Source organism: Streptomyces sp. JLSY215 (genome assembly GCF_059682825.1).
In genome coordinates this window covers 3,629,518-3,646,139 of the sequence record NZ_CM185022.1, presented here as the reverse complement: position 1 = coordinate 3,646,139, position 16,622 = coordinate 3,629,518, and the positions used below count along the sequence as shown (strand labels likewise).

General features: G+C 72.2%; 14 protein-coding genes and 1 pseudogene. 6 read left to right on the top strand and 9 right to left on the bottom strand.

Annotation, left to right across the window (positions count from 1 at the left end; genetic code table 11):
* Nucleotides 1–414: 414 nt before the first annotated feature.
* Both AC5677_RS16180 and AC5677_RS16175 read left to right on the top strand, forming a co-directional pair.
* Nucleotides 415–1,494, top strand: a pseudogene (locus tag AC5677_RS16180) (PTS fructose transporter subunit IIC); the annotation flags it as partial.
* A 30-nt stretch (nt 1,495–1,524) separates the two neighbouring features.
* Nucleotides 1,525–1,848, top strand: a complete 324-nt coding sequence (locus tag AC5677_RS16175; RefSeq protein ID WP_497195750.1) for a hypothetical protein — start codon at nt 1,525–1,527, stop codon at nt 1,846–1,848.
* 4 nt (nt 1,849–1,852) lie between these two features.
* Here AC5677_RS16175 and AC5677_RS16170 read toward each other — a convergent pair whose 3' ends face one another.
* The gene (locus tag AC5677_RS16170; protein WP_497195749.1) at nt 1,853–4,054 is read right to left on the bottom strand and encodes an MMPL family transporter; all 2,202 of its coding nucleotides are present in this window, start codon (nt 4,052–4,054) and stop codon (nt 1,853–1,855) included.
* A 193-nt stretch (nt 4,055–4,247) separates the two neighbouring features.
* Between AC5677_RS16170 and AC5677_RS16165 the strand changes: the two genes are divergently transcribed.
* Nucleotides 4,248–5,081, top strand: a complete 834-nt coding sequence (locus AC5677_RS16165; protein ID WP_497195748.1) for an AfsR/SARP family transcriptional regulator — start codon at nt 4,248–4,250, stop codon at nt 5,079–5,081.
* Between the two features lie 111 nt (nt 5,082–5,192).
* On the opposite strand, the gene AC5677_RS16160 is transcribed toward AC5677_RS16165, so the two are convergent.
* A complete protein-coding gene (locus AC5677_RS16160; RefSeq protein ID WP_497195747.1) occupies nt 5,193–6,521 on the bottom strand; it encodes a L,D-transpeptidase in 1,329 nt (442 codons plus the stop codon).
* 81 nt (nt 6,522–6,602) lie between these two features.
* Entirely contained in the window at nt 6,603–7,850 is a 1,248-nt protein-coding gene (locus AC5677_RS16155; RefSeq protein ID WP_497195746.1) for a CaiB/BaiF CoA transferase family protein, read from the bottom strand.
* A gap of 308 nt (nt 7,851–8,158) precedes the next feature.
* On the opposite strand from AC5677_RS16155, the gene AC5677_RS16150 reads away from it, so the two are divergent.
* Nucleotides 8,159–8,455, top strand: a complete 297-nt coding sequence (locus AC5677_RS16150) for a hypothetical protein (protein WP_497195745.1) — start codon at nt 8,159–8,161, stop codon at nt 8,453–8,455.
* Between the two features lie 23 nt (nt 8,456–8,478).
* On the opposite strand, the gene AC5677_RS16145 is transcribed toward AC5677_RS16150, so the two are convergent.
* Nucleotides 8,479–9,093, bottom strand: coding sequence for a YIP1 family protein (locus tag AC5677_RS16145; protein WP_497195744.1), 615 nt, complete (start codon nt 9,091–9,093; stop codon nt 8,479–8,481).
* Between the two features lie 84 nt (nt 9,094–9,177).
* Here AC5677_RS16145 and AC5677_RS16140 point away from each other — a divergent pair, with 84 nt between their 5' ends.
* The gene (locus tag AC5677_RS16140; protein ID WP_497195743.1) at nt 9,178–9,972 is read left to right on the top strand and encodes a VIT1/CCC1 transporter family protein; all 795 of its coding nucleotides are present in this window, start codon (nt 9,178–9,180) and stop codon (nt 9,970–9,972) included.
* Nucleotides 9,973–9,995: 23 nt separating this feature from the next.
* On the opposite strand, the gene AC5677_RS16135 is transcribed toward AC5677_RS16140, so the two are convergent.
* The 5 genes from AC5677_RS16135 to AC5677_RS16115 all read right to left on the bottom strand — a co-directional run bounded on the left by AC5677_RS16135 (nt 9,996) and on the right by AC5677_RS16115 (nt 15,155).
* Entirely contained in the window at nt 9,996–11,120 is a 1,125-nt protein-coding gene (locus AC5677_RS16135) for a P1 family peptidase (RefSeq protein ID WP_497195742.1), read from the bottom strand.
* A 39-nt stretch (nt 11,121–11,159) separates the two neighbouring features.
* Nucleotides 11,160–11,990, bottom strand: coding sequence for a L,D-transpeptidase family protein (locus tag AC5677_RS16130; protein ID WP_497195741.1), 831 nt, complete (start codon nt 11,988–11,990; stop codon nt 11,160–11,162).
* 456 nt (nt 11,991–12,446) lie between these two features.
* Nucleotides 12,447–13,604 (bottom strand): low temperature requirement protein A, encoded by a 1,158-nt coding sequence (locus tag AC5677_RS16125; RefSeq protein WP_497195740.1) that lies wholly within the window; start codon nt 13,602–13,604, stop codon nt 12,447–12,449.
* A 24-nt stretch (nt 13,605–13,628) separates the two neighbouring features.
* Entirely contained in the window at nt 13,629–13,955 is a 327-nt protein-coding gene (locus tag AC5677_RS16120; protein ID WP_497195739.1) for a nuclear transport factor 2 family protein, read from the bottom strand.
* A gap of 168 nt (nt 13,956–14,123) precedes the next feature.
* Nucleotides 14,124–15,155, bottom strand: a complete 1,032-nt coding sequence (locus AC5677_RS16115) for a methyltransferase (protein WP_497195738.1) — start codon at nt 15,153–15,155, stop codon at nt 14,124–14,126.
* A 180-nt stretch (nt 15,156–15,335) separates the two neighbouring features.
* On the opposite strand from AC5677_RS16115, the gene AC5677_RS16110 reads away from it, so the two are divergent.
* On the top strand, nt 15,336–16,601 hold the full coding sequence (locus AC5677_RS16110; protein WP_497195737.1) for an amidohydrolase: 1,266 nt from the start codon (nt 15,336–15,338) through the stop codon (nt 16,599–16,601).
* The last annotated feature ends 21 nt before the right edge of the window (nt 16,602–16,622 follow it).

The window sequence follows — 16,622 nt, the reverse complement described above, 5'->3', positions numbered from 1 at the left end:
CCTCTGGCGGGCCCCAAGGGTCGCGTCGCATGTCCGCAAGCCTTCTGTTTCAGGCTAGCCGCCTGACGCACTACGTGCTATTTGGGCGACTTGCTGGCCCTGTAGGAGATCCGCGACGGCGAGAGCGGCAAGGAGGTCGACCGCGCGTCAGCAGGGCGGCCCAAAGGGACTGAACCTGACCTCCCGCAACAACCTCGCTTCCGCCTACCGGTCGGCGGGGACCTGCAGCGCGCCATTCGCCTCTCGGCGCCGTCGTGCCCTGGCAGCAAAGGTGGTGATGCTGAAATGTCCCCTGAGATCTCAAGCAACTTAGGGAACCACCTGCGGCGCGTGGGCATGAGCCAAGAGCAACTGGCGGAAGCTGGAGGCGTGTCCGCCGGCACGGTGGCTGAGGCCGAACAAGACGGCAGCGTCCTAATGGAAACGGTCAGCTACATGGTTCCCTTCGTCGCCGCGGGCGGCCTCCTCATCGCCCTCGCCTTCGCCCTCGGCGGCTACACCGTCGACAAGGCGCCGTCCGTCGCCCACCACTTCGTCTGGACCGAGTCCGCCGGCTGGGCGGCCCTGCTCTTCCAGACCGGCAGCGTCGCCTTCGGCTTCCTCGTCCCGGTCCTGGCCGGCTTCATCGCGTACGGAATGGCGGACCGGCCCGGACTCGTCCCCGGCTTCGTCGGCGGCGCGATCGCCCTCACCGTCAACGCGGGCTTCCTCGGCGGGCTGATCGCCGGGCTCCTCGCGGGCGCGGTGGCCGGGGCGGTCCAGCGGAACACCATCCCGCCCGTGCTGCGCGGCATCATGCCGGTCGTCGTCATCCCGCTGCTGTCCTCCGCGGTCGTCGGCTTCCTGATGTTCCTGGTCGTCGGCAAGCCGGTCGCCGCGCTGCAAAAGGGCCTGACCGACTGGCTGTCCGGCCTCACCGGCGCCAATGCCGTCGTCCTGGGCGCCCTGCTGGGCCTGATGATGTGCTTCGACCTCGGCGGCCCGCTGAACAAGGTCGCCTACGCCTTCGCGGTCGGCGGCCTGGCCAACCCCAACGAGGGCAGCCTGAAGGTGATGGCCGCGGTGATGGCGGCCGGGATGGTCCCGCCGCTGGCGATGGCGCTGGCCACGACCGTACGGGGCCGGCTCTTCACCGCGGCCGAGCGGGAGAACGGCAAGGCGGCCTGGGTGCTGGGCGCCTCCTTCATCACCGAGGGCGCCATCCCCTTCGCCGCCGCCGATCCGCTGCGCGTCATCCCCTCCGCGATGGCCGGCGGCGCCGTCACCGGCGCCCTCTCGATGGCCTTCGGCTGCGCCCTCCGCGCCCCGCACGGCGGCATCTTCGTCGTCCCCCTGATCGGGCAGCCACTGCTCTACCTGGTGGCCGTCGCGGCCGGTACGGGCGTCGGCGCGGGCCTGGTGATGCTGCTCAAGGGCCTTCGCAGGTCGCCGGGTGTGGAGGCCTCGGCTACGGTGAGCGCTCCCGACGAACGTGACGTCCGGGCTGCGGCCTGAGCCGTAGCGGGACGCTTGACGGAGGCGTACATGGACCGCGGACGAGGACTTCCCCCACTCGAGCTCGAGGGGGAGCAGCCCAGTCCCGGGGAGGCCTGCCTGCAACGGGAGGTACAGGGCTGGGCGATGGCTCTGCGCGCCTTGCCGGTAGGTCTTCCCTGGGCATGGCTCTATACGGCGTTCACCCACGACGGGCCCAGGATTCCCCCGATACTCGCCGTGGTCCTGACGCACGCCGCGCTGGCGCTGGTCTGGTTCGGCCGCCATCGCTCGCGCCGCGTCCTCACCTGGGTCGGCATCGGCTGCTACGTGCTCGCCATCGCCCTCTGCGTGCTGCTGGCAAAGGTCCTCTGAGGCCCTACTCGGATATCCCGAACCGGCGGTGCAGCGCCCGCAGCGGCCCCGGCGCCCACCAATTCGCCTTTCCGGCGAGCCGCATGAACACCGGTACCAGCACCGCCCGGATCAGCGTGGCGTCGAGGAGAATCACCACCACCATGCCGATGCCCAGCATCTTCAGAAAGACGATTCCGGAGGAGGCATAGGTGGCGAACGAGGCCGCGAGAATGACCGCCGCTGAGGTGATCAGTGGCCCGCTGCGCTCCAGGCCCGCGACCACCGCGCCGGTGGTGTCGCCGCTGCGGTCGTACTGCTCCTTGATCCGCGCCAGCATGAAGACCTCGTAGTCCATGGACAGGCCGAAGGCCGTGCAGAACATCAGGATCGGGATGCTGGGCTCGATGGAGCCGCTCGGGGTGAAGCCCAGCAGCCCGGACAGATGGCCCTCCTGGAACACCCACACCAGGACGCCGGACATCACCGCCATGCTGAGGGTGTTGAGCACCATCGCCTTCGCCGGGAGCAGCACACTGCCGGTCATCAGGAAGAGCAGGACGAAGGTGACGGTCAGGATGAGCCCGAGGACGAGGGGCAGCCGGTCGGTCAACGTGCGGCGGAAGTCGCTCAGTTCGGCCGGATAGCCGCCCAGCCGGACCGTGGCCTCCCCGGCTGCGGTGCCGCCGCCCGCCGTCCTGCGTACGTCCGCGAGGACCCGGTCGGTGTCCCGGTCCAGACCCCGGTGCGTGGCGACGACCGAATACCAGGTGTCGCCGCCTTCGCCGGTGAACCTCCCCGCCGGGCCGTCCGCTGCGGAGATCTTGCGGCCGTCGGCGTAGGAACCGGTGAGCGTGTCCACCTGCAGCACCTCACGGACACGGGAGAGGGCCACGGCCGTCGCCTCGATCGACCGCCGCCCGCCGGCACCGGCTTCTTCCCTGCGCAGGACCTGGATCGCATCCATCTCCTCCCCGGCGAAGTTGTCGCGGATCTGCTGCTGCACCACCCGGCTGGACGCGCTCGCGGGCAGCACCCGCTCGTCCGGCGTACCGAAGGTCAGGCCCAGCGTCGGCGACGCCAGCCCCAGCAGGACGGCCACCGCCGGGATGCCGTACAGCAGGGGCCGGCGCATCATCCGCAGCGCGGTGGCGCGCCACCAGCCGCCGCCACCACTGCCGGCGCCGATGCCCCACCGCCCCGCCGCGCCCCCGCGAACGACCCGCCCGCCCAGCCGGGCCAGCGCCGCGGGCAGCAGCACCAGCGCCGCGAACACCGAGGTCAGTACGGTGCCGATACCGGCGTACGCGAACGACCGGAGGAAGGGGAACGGGAAGAGAAGCAGGCAGGAGAGGGACACCAGTACCGTCAGGCCGCTGAAGGCGACGGTGCGCCCGGCGCGGGCGACCGCGTGCTCGACGGACTCGACGACCGTCCGCCCGGCCGACAGCTCCTCCCCGAAGCGGTTGATGACGAACAGGCTGTAGTCCACGCCGAGCCCGATGCCCATCACGAGCGCCAGATTGGCGGCAAAGGTCGAGACATCGGTGACGTAGGTGACGCCGCGCAGCAGCGCCAGCGTGGTGATCACCGAGAACAGGCCCATGACGAGGGTGAGCACGGCGGCCGAGAACCGGCGGAAGAGGGCGAACAGAAGCACCAGCACCAGCGGGACGGCGATCAGCTCGGCGCGCAGGAAGTCCTGCCGGGACTGCTGCGCCGCCTGCCGGAACACCTCGTCCCCGCCGCCCACCGCGACCGACACCCGCGCCCCTTCCCGGGTGAAGTCCGGGGAGAGAGTGGCGAGCCGGTTACGGGCCTCGGTCACCGTGCCCGCCATCCGCGCGATGATCAGGGCCTGTTTGCCGTCGGCGCCGCGCATGGCGGGCGAGTTGCCCCGCGACCAGTACGAGGCGACCTCCGCCACGCCGTCCCGCCCGGCCAGCTCCCGTTCCACCTTGCGGCCCTCGGCGGCCACCGCGGCGCCGTCCACGGTGCCGTGCCGGGCGGTGACCATCAGCAGAACGCTGGGCGTGCCCGTACCGAACTCCTTCGCCAGAACGGCCCGGGTGCGCACCGATTCGGACCCCGGGCTCTCGAAGCGGCTGAGCACCAGACGGTCCATGACACCTGCGGCGAGCACCAGCCCCACCACGGCCAGCAGGACGCCGACCCAGATCACCGGCCGTGGCCGCCGCGCGACCACCCGCCCCCACCGTCGTATCACTGTCGTTCTCCGCTCTCGTTCAGCTCGCACCCCGGGTGACGGGGATCCGTTCCACCCTGGAGCAGGCCACTTGACGGACCGCTGGTGAAGTCGCTGGCGAATGCGCTGGAGCCGACGCCGGACGAAGGACCGCGGCGGCGCTCTGTAGCCTTACCGCGGGCGTATCCGGGGGGAATCGATGTCAGGTGTGCTGTTGCGCGAACGTGGCTTCGAGGGCGACGGCGAGGACGGCGGGACGCGGCTGCGCTGCCGGCTCTTCGGGCCGCTGCATGTCACCCTCGGCTCGACGGTGCTCGATCTGGGGCCGCCCAAGCAGCGCGCCCTGCTGGCCGTCCTGCTGCTGCGGCCCGGCCTGGAGACCGGCGTACAGCAGCTGACCGAGGCGCTGTGGGGCCAGAACTACCCGGCGTACGCCAAGAACCTGATCCAGAAGTCCGTCTCCGGGCTGCGCGGCCAGGGCGTGTCGGTGGACTGGTCCGGCGCCGGCTACCGGCTGGACATCGGTGCCGCCGAGGTCGATCTGTATGTGTACGAACGGCTGGCGTCGGCGGGTATCACCGCGGCCCGCAAGGGCGACATCCGCGAGGCGGCGCGGCTGCTGGAGAAGGCGCGCACGATGTCCACCGGGCCGCTCGCCGAAGGCCTCGAAGGGCCCATGCTGGAGCGCGAACGGCTCTACCGGCAGGAGCGGTTCCTGACGGACATGGAGATACGCGCCGAGCTGGAACTGGAGCTGGGCGGACACCGCAACGCCATCCCGTATCTGCACTACGCGGTGCACAAGTACCCACTGCGGGAGCGGTTCGTGTGGCTGCTGATGCTGGCGCTCTACCGCTCCGACCGCGGCAACGAGGCGCTGGCAGTGTATGCCGCCCACCGCCGCAGCGTCGTCGACGAACTGGGCGCGGAGCCCGGCCCGGCGCTACGGGCGCTCCACGAGCGGCTGCTGCTCCAGGACCCGCAGCTGATGACGGCGCCGACGCTCCGCCGGGACGAGGGACTGATGGGCGCTCGACTGCTGACCTAGATACGGGGCCACCGGCTCTCACCTGGCCGTAACACGACGGTGGCCGGCCCCCGGGAGGGACCGGCCACCGTCAGTGCCGCTCAGTGCTCGTTCGTTCGTCCTGGTCGGCGATCAGACCGCGCTGCCCGCCTGCCACTCCGACCACGACAGGTTCCAGCCGTTGAGGCCGTTGTCCGGCTTGACGGTCTGGTCGTGGGAGTTCTTCACGATGACGACATCGCCGACCAGCGACTCGTTGAAGAACCACTTGCCCGGGGTGTCGCCACCGCCGCCCTTCTGGTCGCGCAGGCCGACGCAGCCGTGGCTGGTGCCGGAGTTGCCGAAGACGGAGGAGTTGCCCCAGTAGTTGCCGTGGATGAAGGTGCCGGAGGACGACAGGCGCATGGCGTGCGGGACGTCCTTGATGTCGTACTCACCGCCGAAGCCGACCGTGGAGCCGTCCATCCGGGTCTGCTCGAACTTCTCCGAGATCACCATCTGGCCGTTGTAGGTCGGGTGGTCGGGGCTGCCGCCGGAGATCGGGATGTCCTTGAAGGTCTTGCCGTCCCGCTTGACCGTCATGTGCTGGGTGTTCATGTCGACGGTGGAGACCTGCGAGCGGCCGATGGTGAACGTGACCGTCTTGGACTGGACGCCCGTGATGCCCTGGCCGCCCTTCACACCGTCCAGGTCGATCTTCATGGTGACCTTGGAGCCGGCCTTCCAGTAGTCCTGCGGCCGGAAGTCCAGGCGCTGGGTGCCGAACCAGTGGCCGACGACCTGCTGGCCGCTGCTGGAGGTGACCTTGATGTGGGACTGGACGTCCTTCTTGTTCGTGATCACCTTGTCGAAGTTGAAGGACACCGGCATGCCGACGCCGACGGTCTTGCCGTTGTCGGGGGTGTAGGTGCCGATGAAGCTGTTGGCCGAGGAGACGGTGGTGAAGGTCGCGTTCTCGGTGGCCGAGCGGCCCTTGGCGTCCTTGGCGTTCGCCGTGAGCTTGTACTTGGTCCCGCGCTCCAGCTGGACGCCGGGCTTCCAGGAGGCCTTGTCGGGCGATATGGCGCCGGCGACCGGGGCGCCGGTGTCGGCCACGGTGAGCTTCACATCGGTCAACTTGCCGCCGGTGACCGTCACCCCGGTGTCGTTGATGCTGGCGTCGGTGGCGCCGTCCTTCGATGTCACCTTGATCTTGGCGTCCGAGGCGTCCTTGGCGGCCGCGGCGTCCGCGCCGGCCTGGCCGTTCTTGGCGTCATGGCCGCCGGCCTCGGCGTCGCCGCCACAGGCCGACAGGGCCAGCGCGCCCGCCGCGATCAGCGCGGTCACGGCCAGCGTGCGGCGGGTCCGGCGGGCGCGGCGGGAGGTGCCCGCGGCGGACTGCTCGGCCGGATGGAGCGGCTGCTGCGGGGTGCGGGACCAGGCGGGCGCGGGGTTGTCCGGCGATGTCACGAGCTGCTCCATACAGGGGTGTTGTGATTCCGTGCTGGTAAACAGCACCTACGGGCGGATTTGGTTGCGGGTACGGCCATGTTGTGACGAAGGTCACACCCGCGGAGGGAGGGGTCTGTCGGCGGGCCCCGACAACCAGGTTCGCAGCGGGGTGCCGTGTTCGTCCAGGCGGGGTGGCGCCAGGGGGTGGGTCACCGGGGTCTCCGAAAGGCGGAGCGGGCTGGCGACTTGAGGTATCCGGCCCTCGCCGACCGGGGTGACCGGGGCGAGCCCGAGCCGGGCCGCCAGTTCCAGGGCCTCGGAGACCGTATTGACCGGCCCGCACGGCACGGACACGGCGTTCAGCCGCTCGGTCCAGCCGCGTGGGGTGTCCGCCGCCAGCAGCTCCTCCAGTACGGCGACGAGATCCGAGCGGTGGCGCACCCGGTCCTGATTGCGGGCGAACCGCGCGTCCTCGGCCAGTCCCGGCGCCCCCAGCGCCCGCACCAGCGCCCGGAACTGCCGGTCGTTGCCCACCGCCACCGCGAGCAGCCCGCCCCGGCAGGCCAGCGTCTCGTACGGGGCGATGCTCGGGTGACGGTTGCCCATCGGCCCCGGATCGCGCCCGGTGGCCAGATAGCCGGACGCCTGGTTGACCAGCGAGCCGAGCAGCGAGGACAGCAGATTGACCTCCACCAACTGACCCCGGCCGGTGCGGTCGCGGTGCCGCAGCGCCGCGAGGATGCCGGTGGTGGCGTCCTTGGCGGTCAGTACGTCCACCAGCGCGACGCCCGCCTTCAGGGGCGTACCGCCGGCCTCCCCGGTGATGCTCATCAGGCCGCCGACGGCCTGCACCACGAAGTCGTAGCCCGGCAGATGGGCGCCCTCGCCGGAGCCGAAGCCGGTGAGGGTGCAGTGCACCAGGCCCGGGTTGGCGGCCAGGGTGGCCGTGTGGTCCAGGCCGTATTTGGCCAGCGAGCCGGGGCGGAAGTTCTCGATCAGTACGTCGGCCCGGCGCGCGAGTTCGCGGGCGGCGGCCGCATCGTCCGGGTCGGCGAGATCCAGGGCCAGGCCGCGCTTGGAGCGGTTGGCGGCATCGAAGTACGCGGCGGTCCGGCTCCGCTGCGCTCCGCCGTCGCTCATTTCCGATTCCCCGGATGCGAAATCCGGGGCGAACGGCGGGCCCCAGGCGCGGGTGTCGTCGCCGGTTCCGGGCCGCTCCACCTTGATCACCTCGGCGCCCAGGTCCGCGAGCGTGGCGGCGGCCAGCGGCCCGGCCAGCACCCGGCTGAAGTCGGCCACCACAATGCCGTCGAGGGCGGTGGGGGAGGGGGACCGGGGCGGCGGGGGCTGCTGCGGCACGGGCGTACTCCTCACGTCGCGGACAGGGTGCGGCCATGGTCGGGGGCGGTCTTCGGCGGGCGGAAGGCTCCGCGGTGTCCAACGGGAAGGGGCGCACCCTGCCGCGCCGGAGGGTGGCGGCGGGACGCGCCCCGGAGTCGCCACCGGTAAAGGGCCGAAATGTCATAGGAGATACATCACTTAGCGAATTACGGCGCTAGATCCCCTGTTGGAAGCCCGCGGCCGTGGTGTCCAATGGAACGGGCCGGTCCAGTTCTGCCCCCGTCCGGCCCGGTTCCGACCGGCGCCCGCCCGTCCTGGAGGTCCGTATGCTCCCCTCCGTTTCGATTCTGCAGCACGTCATCCTCGCCGTGCTGCTCGTCGCGACCGTCGCCTGGTTCGTCGCACTGGCCAGACTGGTAGGACGGGCTCGTGGCCAGGCACCGGCCGGGCGCGGAGGGCCGCGGCGGCTCGGCTCCGTACCGCGGCAGACGGGGCCCGGCGGGCCGCCGTCGGAGAGCGTGGAGCTGAGCGCCGCGGAGCGGGAGGCGTTCGCGCACCTCGTACGGCAGTTCACCGGCCGCGGCCAGGGCCTGTCCGACGGGCCGGGGCCGGGCAGGCCCTAGCGGACACGCCCCAGCGGACCGCCCTAGCGCACCGGCCCCAGCCGCAGCAGCGCCAGCGCGGCGAGCATCTGCACGGACACCGCGGCCGCCGACTTCAGTGTCGGCAGGTGGTGCTGACCGCGGATCAGCAGCACCGCGAGGACATAGCCGAAGCCCCAGGTCGCATAGGTCGCGGCCTGGACGAAGGTGGCATCGGTCGGCAGCCAGGCCACGATGGCCAGCCGCGGCAGATCCGTCACCCAGAACAGCACGATGAACAGGCTCGCGGTCGGCGCGAAGCGGCCGTTGCCGCCGAGCGTGCGGGCTATGGCGTGGGTGACCGAACCCAGCGCGAGGCTGGCCACCAGGACACCCGCCTCGGCCAGCCCGGCCAGTTGGAGCGCCATGATCCGGCTGACCGACCACTGCTGCCGGAAGGCCTCCACCGACAGCACCCCGATAGCGCCGCTGACCAGCGACAGAAATACCGCCGCACCCCACGCGCCACGGTCCCGCGCCTCGTCCAGCGTCTCCACCGGCCGGTACCAGAGCCCGAAGATCAGCCGGTGCCACCAAAGACGGCGGCGTGGCGCGGGCTGCGGGGGCTCCGGCCGGACGAGCGTGGGGGGAGGCGTGGGGGGAGGTGGTGATGCGGACATACGGCCGTTTCTACCACCGGCGATTTCGCGACGACGCGGGGGCGTCGGGCGCCGGCACCGCGTGACAGATGAGACGCTCGGCAGGTGAGCCCTCAGACACCCGAGCACGACGAGGCCCACGGCGGCGGACTCGGCAGCCGGCTCAACTGGCTCCGGGCCGCGGTTCTCGGCGCCAACGACGGCATCGTCTCCACCGCCGGACTCGTCGTCGGCGTGGCCGGCGCCACCGAGAACCGCGGCGCCCTGCTGACCGCGGGCCTGGCCGGACTGCTGGCCGGATCGATGTCGATGGCCGCGGGCGAATACGTCTCGGTCTCCACCCAGCGCGACTCCGAAAAGGCCGCCCTGGCCCAGGAGAAACGCGAGCTGGCCACCGAACCGCAGGCCGAACTCATCGAACTGACCGAGCTGCTGAAGGGCAAGGGACTCAGCGAGGAGCTGGCCGGGGAGGTCGCCGAACAGCTCACCGAGCACGATGCGCTGCGCGCCCACGCGGAGGTCGAGCTGGGCATCGACCCCGACGAGCTCACCAACCCCTGGCACGCCGCCGGCGCCAGCTTCCTCGCCTTCACCGCGGGCGCGCTGCTGCCGCTGCTGGCGATCGTGCTGCCGCCCGCCGTGCTGCGGCTGCCCGTCACCGTGGTCTCGGTGCTCGCCGCGCTCGCGCTGTGCGGCTGGGGCAGCGCCCGGATGGGTGCTCCGGCCGGTTTTCGAAGTTTGTCCACAGACAGCGACCACCATCGGCTCCTGCCCCGGATCATCAGGCGGCTGGGTGCCGCTCCAGCCTCCCGCGCCGTGCTGCGCAACGCCGGCGGCGGCGCGCTGGCCATGGCGGTGACCTACGCGGCGGGCACGCTGCTCGGGGCCGCGGGGGTGTGACCCGGCCCGCGGCTGCCGCCCCGTCAGCCCCCGTACAGATCCCGGTACGAGGGAAAGCGGCCCCCCGGACCGTCCACCGTCTCCGCCGCCAGCGCCGCCTTGACCACGGCCCGCATCAGCACGTCGGCCCCGGCGGCGAGGATCTCGTTCAGCACCCCGGCCTGCGCATGCACTCCGAACACCGGGTCGGTGTGGGCCTCTTCCGGTACGAGCGGGCGGACGGCGGTGGACAGCGCGAAGACCGTGTCGCCGTCGGAGAGCAGATGCACGGGGCGGACCGCGCGGGCCAGGCCGTCGTGGGCGGTGCCCGCCAGCTTGTGGGCCTGGGAGCCGGTGAGGACCGCGTCGGTGGCCACGACCGCGAGCGTGGTGTTGAGCGGCGGGCGCACCGAGGCCGCCGCCCGGTCCCGTGTGATGCCCCTGGCCTCGGCCAGCCGGCGCTGGGCGGCGGCGTGGACGTCGGGGGAGGGGAAGGCGGCCGGGCCGCCCGCCAGCCGCCCGTAGAGCGCGCCGGTGTCGGGATCGGCGAAGCCGCCCGCAGCGTTCACGGCGGCCAGCGCGGCGACCGTGACGCCCGAGGGCAGCACCACGCTCGCGGTCCCGATGCCGCCCTTGAGACCGCCGGCCACCGCACCCGTACCGGCGCCCGTATTGCCCTGCACCACCGGCGAGAGGGGGTCCGCATGCCCCGCGGCCTCGGCCGCCGCCCGCCCCAGCGCCGCATCCGGCCGGGCCCGCCAGTCGCCGCCGCGCCCCAGGTCGAACAGGGCGGCGGCCGGGACCACCGGGACGACCTGCGCGGGATCGGGGCCGACGCGGAAGCCGCGGCCCCGCTCCTCCAGCCAGGCCGCCACACCGGACGCGGCATCCAGCCCGAAGGCGCTGCCGCCGGTCAGCACCACCGCCTCCACCCGCTGCACGAGATTGCGCGGATCCAGCGCATCCGTCTCGCGGGTGCCGGGCCCGCCGCCCCGTACGTCGACGGCCGCGATCGCGCCGCCCTCGGGGGCGAGCACCACGGTGGTGCCGGTCAGATATCCCTCGCCGGTCCGCTCGGCGTGGCCCACCCGCAGCCCGGTGACATCGGTCAGCGCGTCGTGCGGGCCCGGCAGATGCGGTACGTCCCGTCCTTGCTGTGCGTCAGCCATGGGTCATGGGTACCACGCCCGTGGCCGGCCGGACGGGAGTCAGTAGCCGGCCGGGCCCATCACGACGACCGGGTGCTGGCCGGGGTCCAGGGTGCGCAGCAGCTCCCGCATCGCGTCCGGCTTGAGGCTCACACAGCCCTGGGTGGGGCCGTCGTGGTCGACGTGCAGCCAGACGCCGCCGCCCTTGTACGCGCCGTCCGGCCGCTGCTGGTCCAGCGGGGAAGTGCCCGGCACGCGGTTGTAGTTGATCGCGATGACGTAGTCGAAGGCACCGGCCAGCGGCTCGCCCTCGACGCCGGTGCCGTTGGCGACGAAGCTGCGGTTGTGGTCGTAGGGGAGCTTGGTGCCGTCCGGTGCGGGGAGGCGGCCGCCCGCGTCGGTGAGGGTGTAGACGCCCTGCGGGGAGCGGAGGTCGCCGTAGTGGTGGTCGTCGGTCCAGCCGTGGGCGGCGTTGTGCGCGGCCCAGGTGCGGCCGGGCTGCCAGTCGTCGGAGCCCTTGGCGCGGGTGTAGAGGATGACCCGGGACTCGTAGGAGTCGCCGCCCGCGCCGGTGACGACCAGCACCTGGCGGGTGCCGGACGGTATCTGCTTGCGGACGGCGTCGCTCAGCCCGGGGATCGACCGGGCGGTGCGGCCGGCGCGGCTGACGTTCGGCTCGGTCTCGGGCGCGGGGCGGTTGTGGGGAGTGTCCGGGCCGGCGGCCGTCTTCGCCGCGCCGTTCTTGCCGTCGGCCAGGCTGTTGTGGTCGTCGCCCGAGGCGGGCCAGGCCCACAGGGCCGTGCCGACCAGGGTGGTGAGGGCCAGGCCGCCGACGGCCTTGCTGCGCCGGGAAAGGCTCATGCGCGCGCGGTTCTGTGCGTGGCGGGCCATCGCTGGCGTCTCCTCAGGTGCGGACGGAAGGGTCAGGTTACGGACGGGCGGGCGGCCCCGGAAATGCGGTAACCGGTCTGTTGATACGGAAACCCGCAGGCATAAAAAGGGCAATCTGCACCCTACCGCGTTCCCGTCGCGGCCCCTCCCCCGCCCCCGGTGAAGGGTGGGGAACCAGGGGAAGACGGTAGGAGAAGTGCTTCCCGTTCGCGGCGAATTGGTGGGGAATGAAGCGGCCGTGGCGAGGCCGGAGCGAGGACGGGGCCGAGCGCTCCGCGCGGCCGAAAATGGCCGGATCCGGCAGCAAGTCGACATGGCGTGCGAAGAGTTGGGCGCTCCGGTCGCCGTCCGTACGGGATTCGCCCGGATCGGCGCCCGCGCACGGCCGTTCGGCACGCTTACGGGCGAAGCGGAACCCGGGACCGTAACCACCGGGCCGGCTTCCCGGGCGCCGGACTACGCCTCCAGCGCGGCGCCCTGCCGCGCCGTCAGCGTGGCCCCCACCGCCACCGTGACGGACGCCACCAGCCCGGCCGACAGCACCGCGAACCGCCCCCCGAACGTGCAGGCCAGGATCAGCACCGACGACACCGGCAGCACCAGCTGCTGCGCCGGGCCGCGCTTTTGATGACGCGAATGGATCAGCCACACCGTGAACATGAACAGCGCGGCGGGCACCGTGAAACAGGCCGACGCCGCCACCGGCGACAGATGCGCCTTGCCCACCGACTGCTCCACCGCGATCTCGACCCCGGCGCCGATCGCCGCCGCCGAGGCATACACCAGGTAGTGGCCGTAGCCCCACAGGAACGCCTGGCTGCTGGAGCGCAGATGCAGATGGATGGGGACCGCGAAATAGATCCAGTACGCGGCGAAGACCAGCAGCAGGCCGCCGCCCGCAATTGGCAGCAGGCTGCCCAGCTCGTCGTTCTCGTCGAGCGCCGACTGCACGGCGACGGTGGCCGCCGCGATCGTCTCGCCGAGCACGATGATCGTGAACAGGCCGTAGCGCTCGGCGATGTGATGCGGATGCCAGGCCGTCCGGCAGACCCGCTCGGCGAAGGCGGGCACCGACAGCTCCAGCAGCCCCATCACGACGAACACCCAGGGCGCGGCGGCCGCGGGCACGAAAAGCAGCGCGATCCACCCCACCTGGCAGCAGGACACGCCCAGCGCATAGCGCAGCGCCATGCGCCGCTCGTCCCCCTGACCGCCGTGCGCGGCCCGCAGCCACTGGGAGACCAGGGCCAGCCGCATCACCACATACCCGAACCAGACCACCCCGAAGTCGGCGGCGGTGAAGGCGCGCGGCACCCCCGCGGCCAGGATCAGCACCCCGGCGATCTGGACGAGGGTCACGACCCGGAAGAGCGCATCGTCGGTGTCGTACGCCGAGGCGAACCAGCTGAAGTTGACCCACGCCCACCAGATCGCGAAGAACAGCATCAGGTAGCCGATGACGCCGTGGCCCGGGTGGCCCTCGGCCAGGGCGTGCACCAGCTGGCGGCCGGCCTGCGCGATGGCCACCACGAAGCACAGGTCGAAGAAGAGCTCCAGCGGGGTCGCGGTGCGGTGCGCCTCATCGCGGCTGCGCGCCCGCATGGGGACCGTCACGGGGATCGTCGCCTCGGCCTGAGGTCAGCCGGTGATCCGCATCAGCGCGATGCGGTCGCCCTCGACGGTGAAGGCGAAGTCGGAGGGGCCGGTGTAGCCGTTGCCGCCGACCTGGAGGCTGACCGTGGTGATGTTGCCCTGCGTCCGGACGGCCGTCACTTCGAGGGTGACCTGCCGGCCGATGAACTCGGCGTCGCTCCAGTCGCGGATCGCTTCCTCGCCCCGGAACTCGCGGCCCCAGTCGTTGACCGCCCCGTCGTCGGCGAAGGCGGCGAGGAAGCCGTCGATGTCACCGCCGTTGGCGGCACGCAGGGCACGGTCGACGGGCGCGGGGAGAGGCGGGGTGGGCATGGGGGCTCCTTGGCTCCGGGCGCGGCTTCCGGCCCCGGGCGGGGCGGGGTGGTATCAGTACATCCCGGGCGGGCCGTGGCACCGGCGAGGGAGGCGGGGGCGCGGCGTGTCGTGTCGCGGGAGCCGGGGCGGTCAGGGCCTCTCCGGCCCTGACCCGGCGGACGGGCCCTAGTCCGCCACCGCCTCCACGATCGACGGAAACGCCGCCGTCGGCAGCACCCGCGTCAGCCGGAAGCCGCCGTCCGAGAGCAGCGTCGCGAACTCCTGGGCGGTGCGCTCCTGGCCGTCCATGATGGCCATCATCGCGACGTCCAGCGTCTTGCCGAAGTGCGGCGCATTGCCCTGTGGCAGGACGCTGTCGACGACCAGCAGCCGGCTGCCGCGGGTCATCGCGGCATGGCAGGTGCGCAGGATGCGGCGGCAGTCCGCGTCCGGCCAGTCGTGCAGCACATGCTTGAGGACGTAGACGTCCCCGCCCGTCGGCACGGCCGCGAAGAAATCGCCTTCCTCGGTGCGCCAGCGGCCCTTGACCTCGTCGCCGTCCAGCAGATGGCGGGCCAGCGGGGGCGCCTGGTCGAAGAGGACGCCGGCCAGCTGGGGGTGGCGGCGCAGCACGGCGCGCAGCAGGCCGCCGCGGCCGCCGCCGACGTCCACGATTGTGCCGGTCTCCGGGAACGGATAGGCCGCGACCACCGCCTCGTCCACCGGCCCGGACAGCGCCGACATCCCGCTGTCGAAGAGGTCGCGCCGCTCCGGGGCGGACGACAGATGCGTGAAGAACGGCGCCCCGAAGAGCCGCTCGAAAGCCGCGCCGCCCTCCCGTACCGCCTCCGGCATCAGCGCCGAGGTCCGCAGGAACAGCTCGTCGGTGATCAGCATGATCGCGGGGTGCAGCGAGTCGGGCACGTCGGTGCGCAGCGGTCTGGCGGCCGGGGTCAGCTGGTAGGCGCCGGCGGCGTCCTCGTGGAAGATGCCGCGGGCGGCCAGATAGCGCAGCACCCGGCGCAGATGCGGGGCGTGGGTGTCGGTGGCGACGGCCAGCTGCTCGGCGGTGCGCGGGCCCTCAGCTAGGTGGTCGGCGATGCGGTAGTGGGCCGCGGTGCGCAGCGCGGCGGAGAAGAGGTGGCCCATGGCCTGCTCCGCCAGGTGGGCCGCGAGGTCGTCGGGCGCGCCGTTCGGTGGGGTGGATGCGATCGCCAATGTCAGCCTCCAGTCAACGGCTCGGGCAGGCGGATTCACGGTCGCAGTCGGCGGCCCGGGTGTCACGGGCGGCCGCGGACGACCCGCGAAGTCCGGCCAGCCCGGGGCGCGTACGGACCCATGCCGTCCGGTACGTCCGACGGGGGGTGCGGGCACCGCCGTTCATGGTCGAATGCCCGTATGAGCGACAGTGACCACTCCCGCCCCGTCATCGACTCCGTCCTGGCCCCGCTCGACAACCGTCTCGCGGACCTGGTGGCGCTCTACGAAGATCTGCACCGCCACCCCGAACTCGGCTTCCAGGAAACCCGTACGGCGGCCGAGGCCGCCCGCCGGCTGACCGCGTACGGCTATGACGTCACCACCGGCATCGGCGGCACCGGCGTCACGGGCGTCCTGCGCAACGGCCCCGGCCCGGTGGTCCTCCTGCGCGCCGACATGGACGCCCTCCCCGTCACCGAACGCTCCGGCCTCGACTACGCCTCCACCACTCCCGGCCGGATGCACGCCTGCGGCCACGACGTGCATGTCACCTGCCTGCTGGGCGCCGCCGACCTGCTCGCCGCGGCCCGCGAGCACTGGTCCGGCACCCTGATCGCGCTGTTCCAGCCCGCCGAGGAGGTCGGCAACGGCGCCCAGGCGATGCTGGACGACGGCCTCTACAGCAAGGGCCTGGTGCCCGTCCCCGATGTGGTGCTGGCCCAGCATGTCGCCCCGTTCGGCGCCGGGCTGATCGCCTACTGCCCCGGCGCCTGCATGGCCGCCGCCGACAGCCTGGAGATCACCTTCCACGGCAGCGGCGGACACGGCTCCCGCCCGGAGACCACCGTCGACCCCATCCTGATGGCGGCCGCGTTCGTCCAGCGGGTGCAGTCCGTCGTGGCCCGCGAGGTGGCGCCCAAGGACCAGGCCGTCATCAGCGTCGGCTCCTTCCACGCCGGGGACAGCGCGAACGTCATCCCCGACCAGGCCGTCGTACGGCTCAGCGTCCGCAGCTTCGACGAGACCGTACGGGCCCGCGTCCTGGCCGCCATCGACCGCATCGCCGGCGCCGAGGCCACCGCCTCCGGTGCCGACCGCGCCCCGCAGACGAAGATCCTCGACTCGTTCCCGGTCACCGTCAACGACTCCCGGACCCTGCGCAAGGTCAACGAGGAATTCACCCGGCTCTTCGGCGAACAGCGGCTGTTCGCCTACGACCCGGCATCGGGATCCGAGGACGCCGGAGTGCTGGCGACCGCGGCCGAGGCGCCCCTCTACTACTGGTGGCTGGGCGGCTGGGATCCGGAGGAGTTCCGTACCGCGCTGGCGGCGGGGCGGCTCGCGCAGGACATCCCGTCCAACCACTCGCCGTACTTCGTGCCGGTGGTGCGGCCGACGCTGACGATGGGCGTACAGGCGCTGACGGCCGCGGCGATGAACCGGCTGGAGACGAGCGGCAACTGAGGACCCGGCACGGCCCGCGTC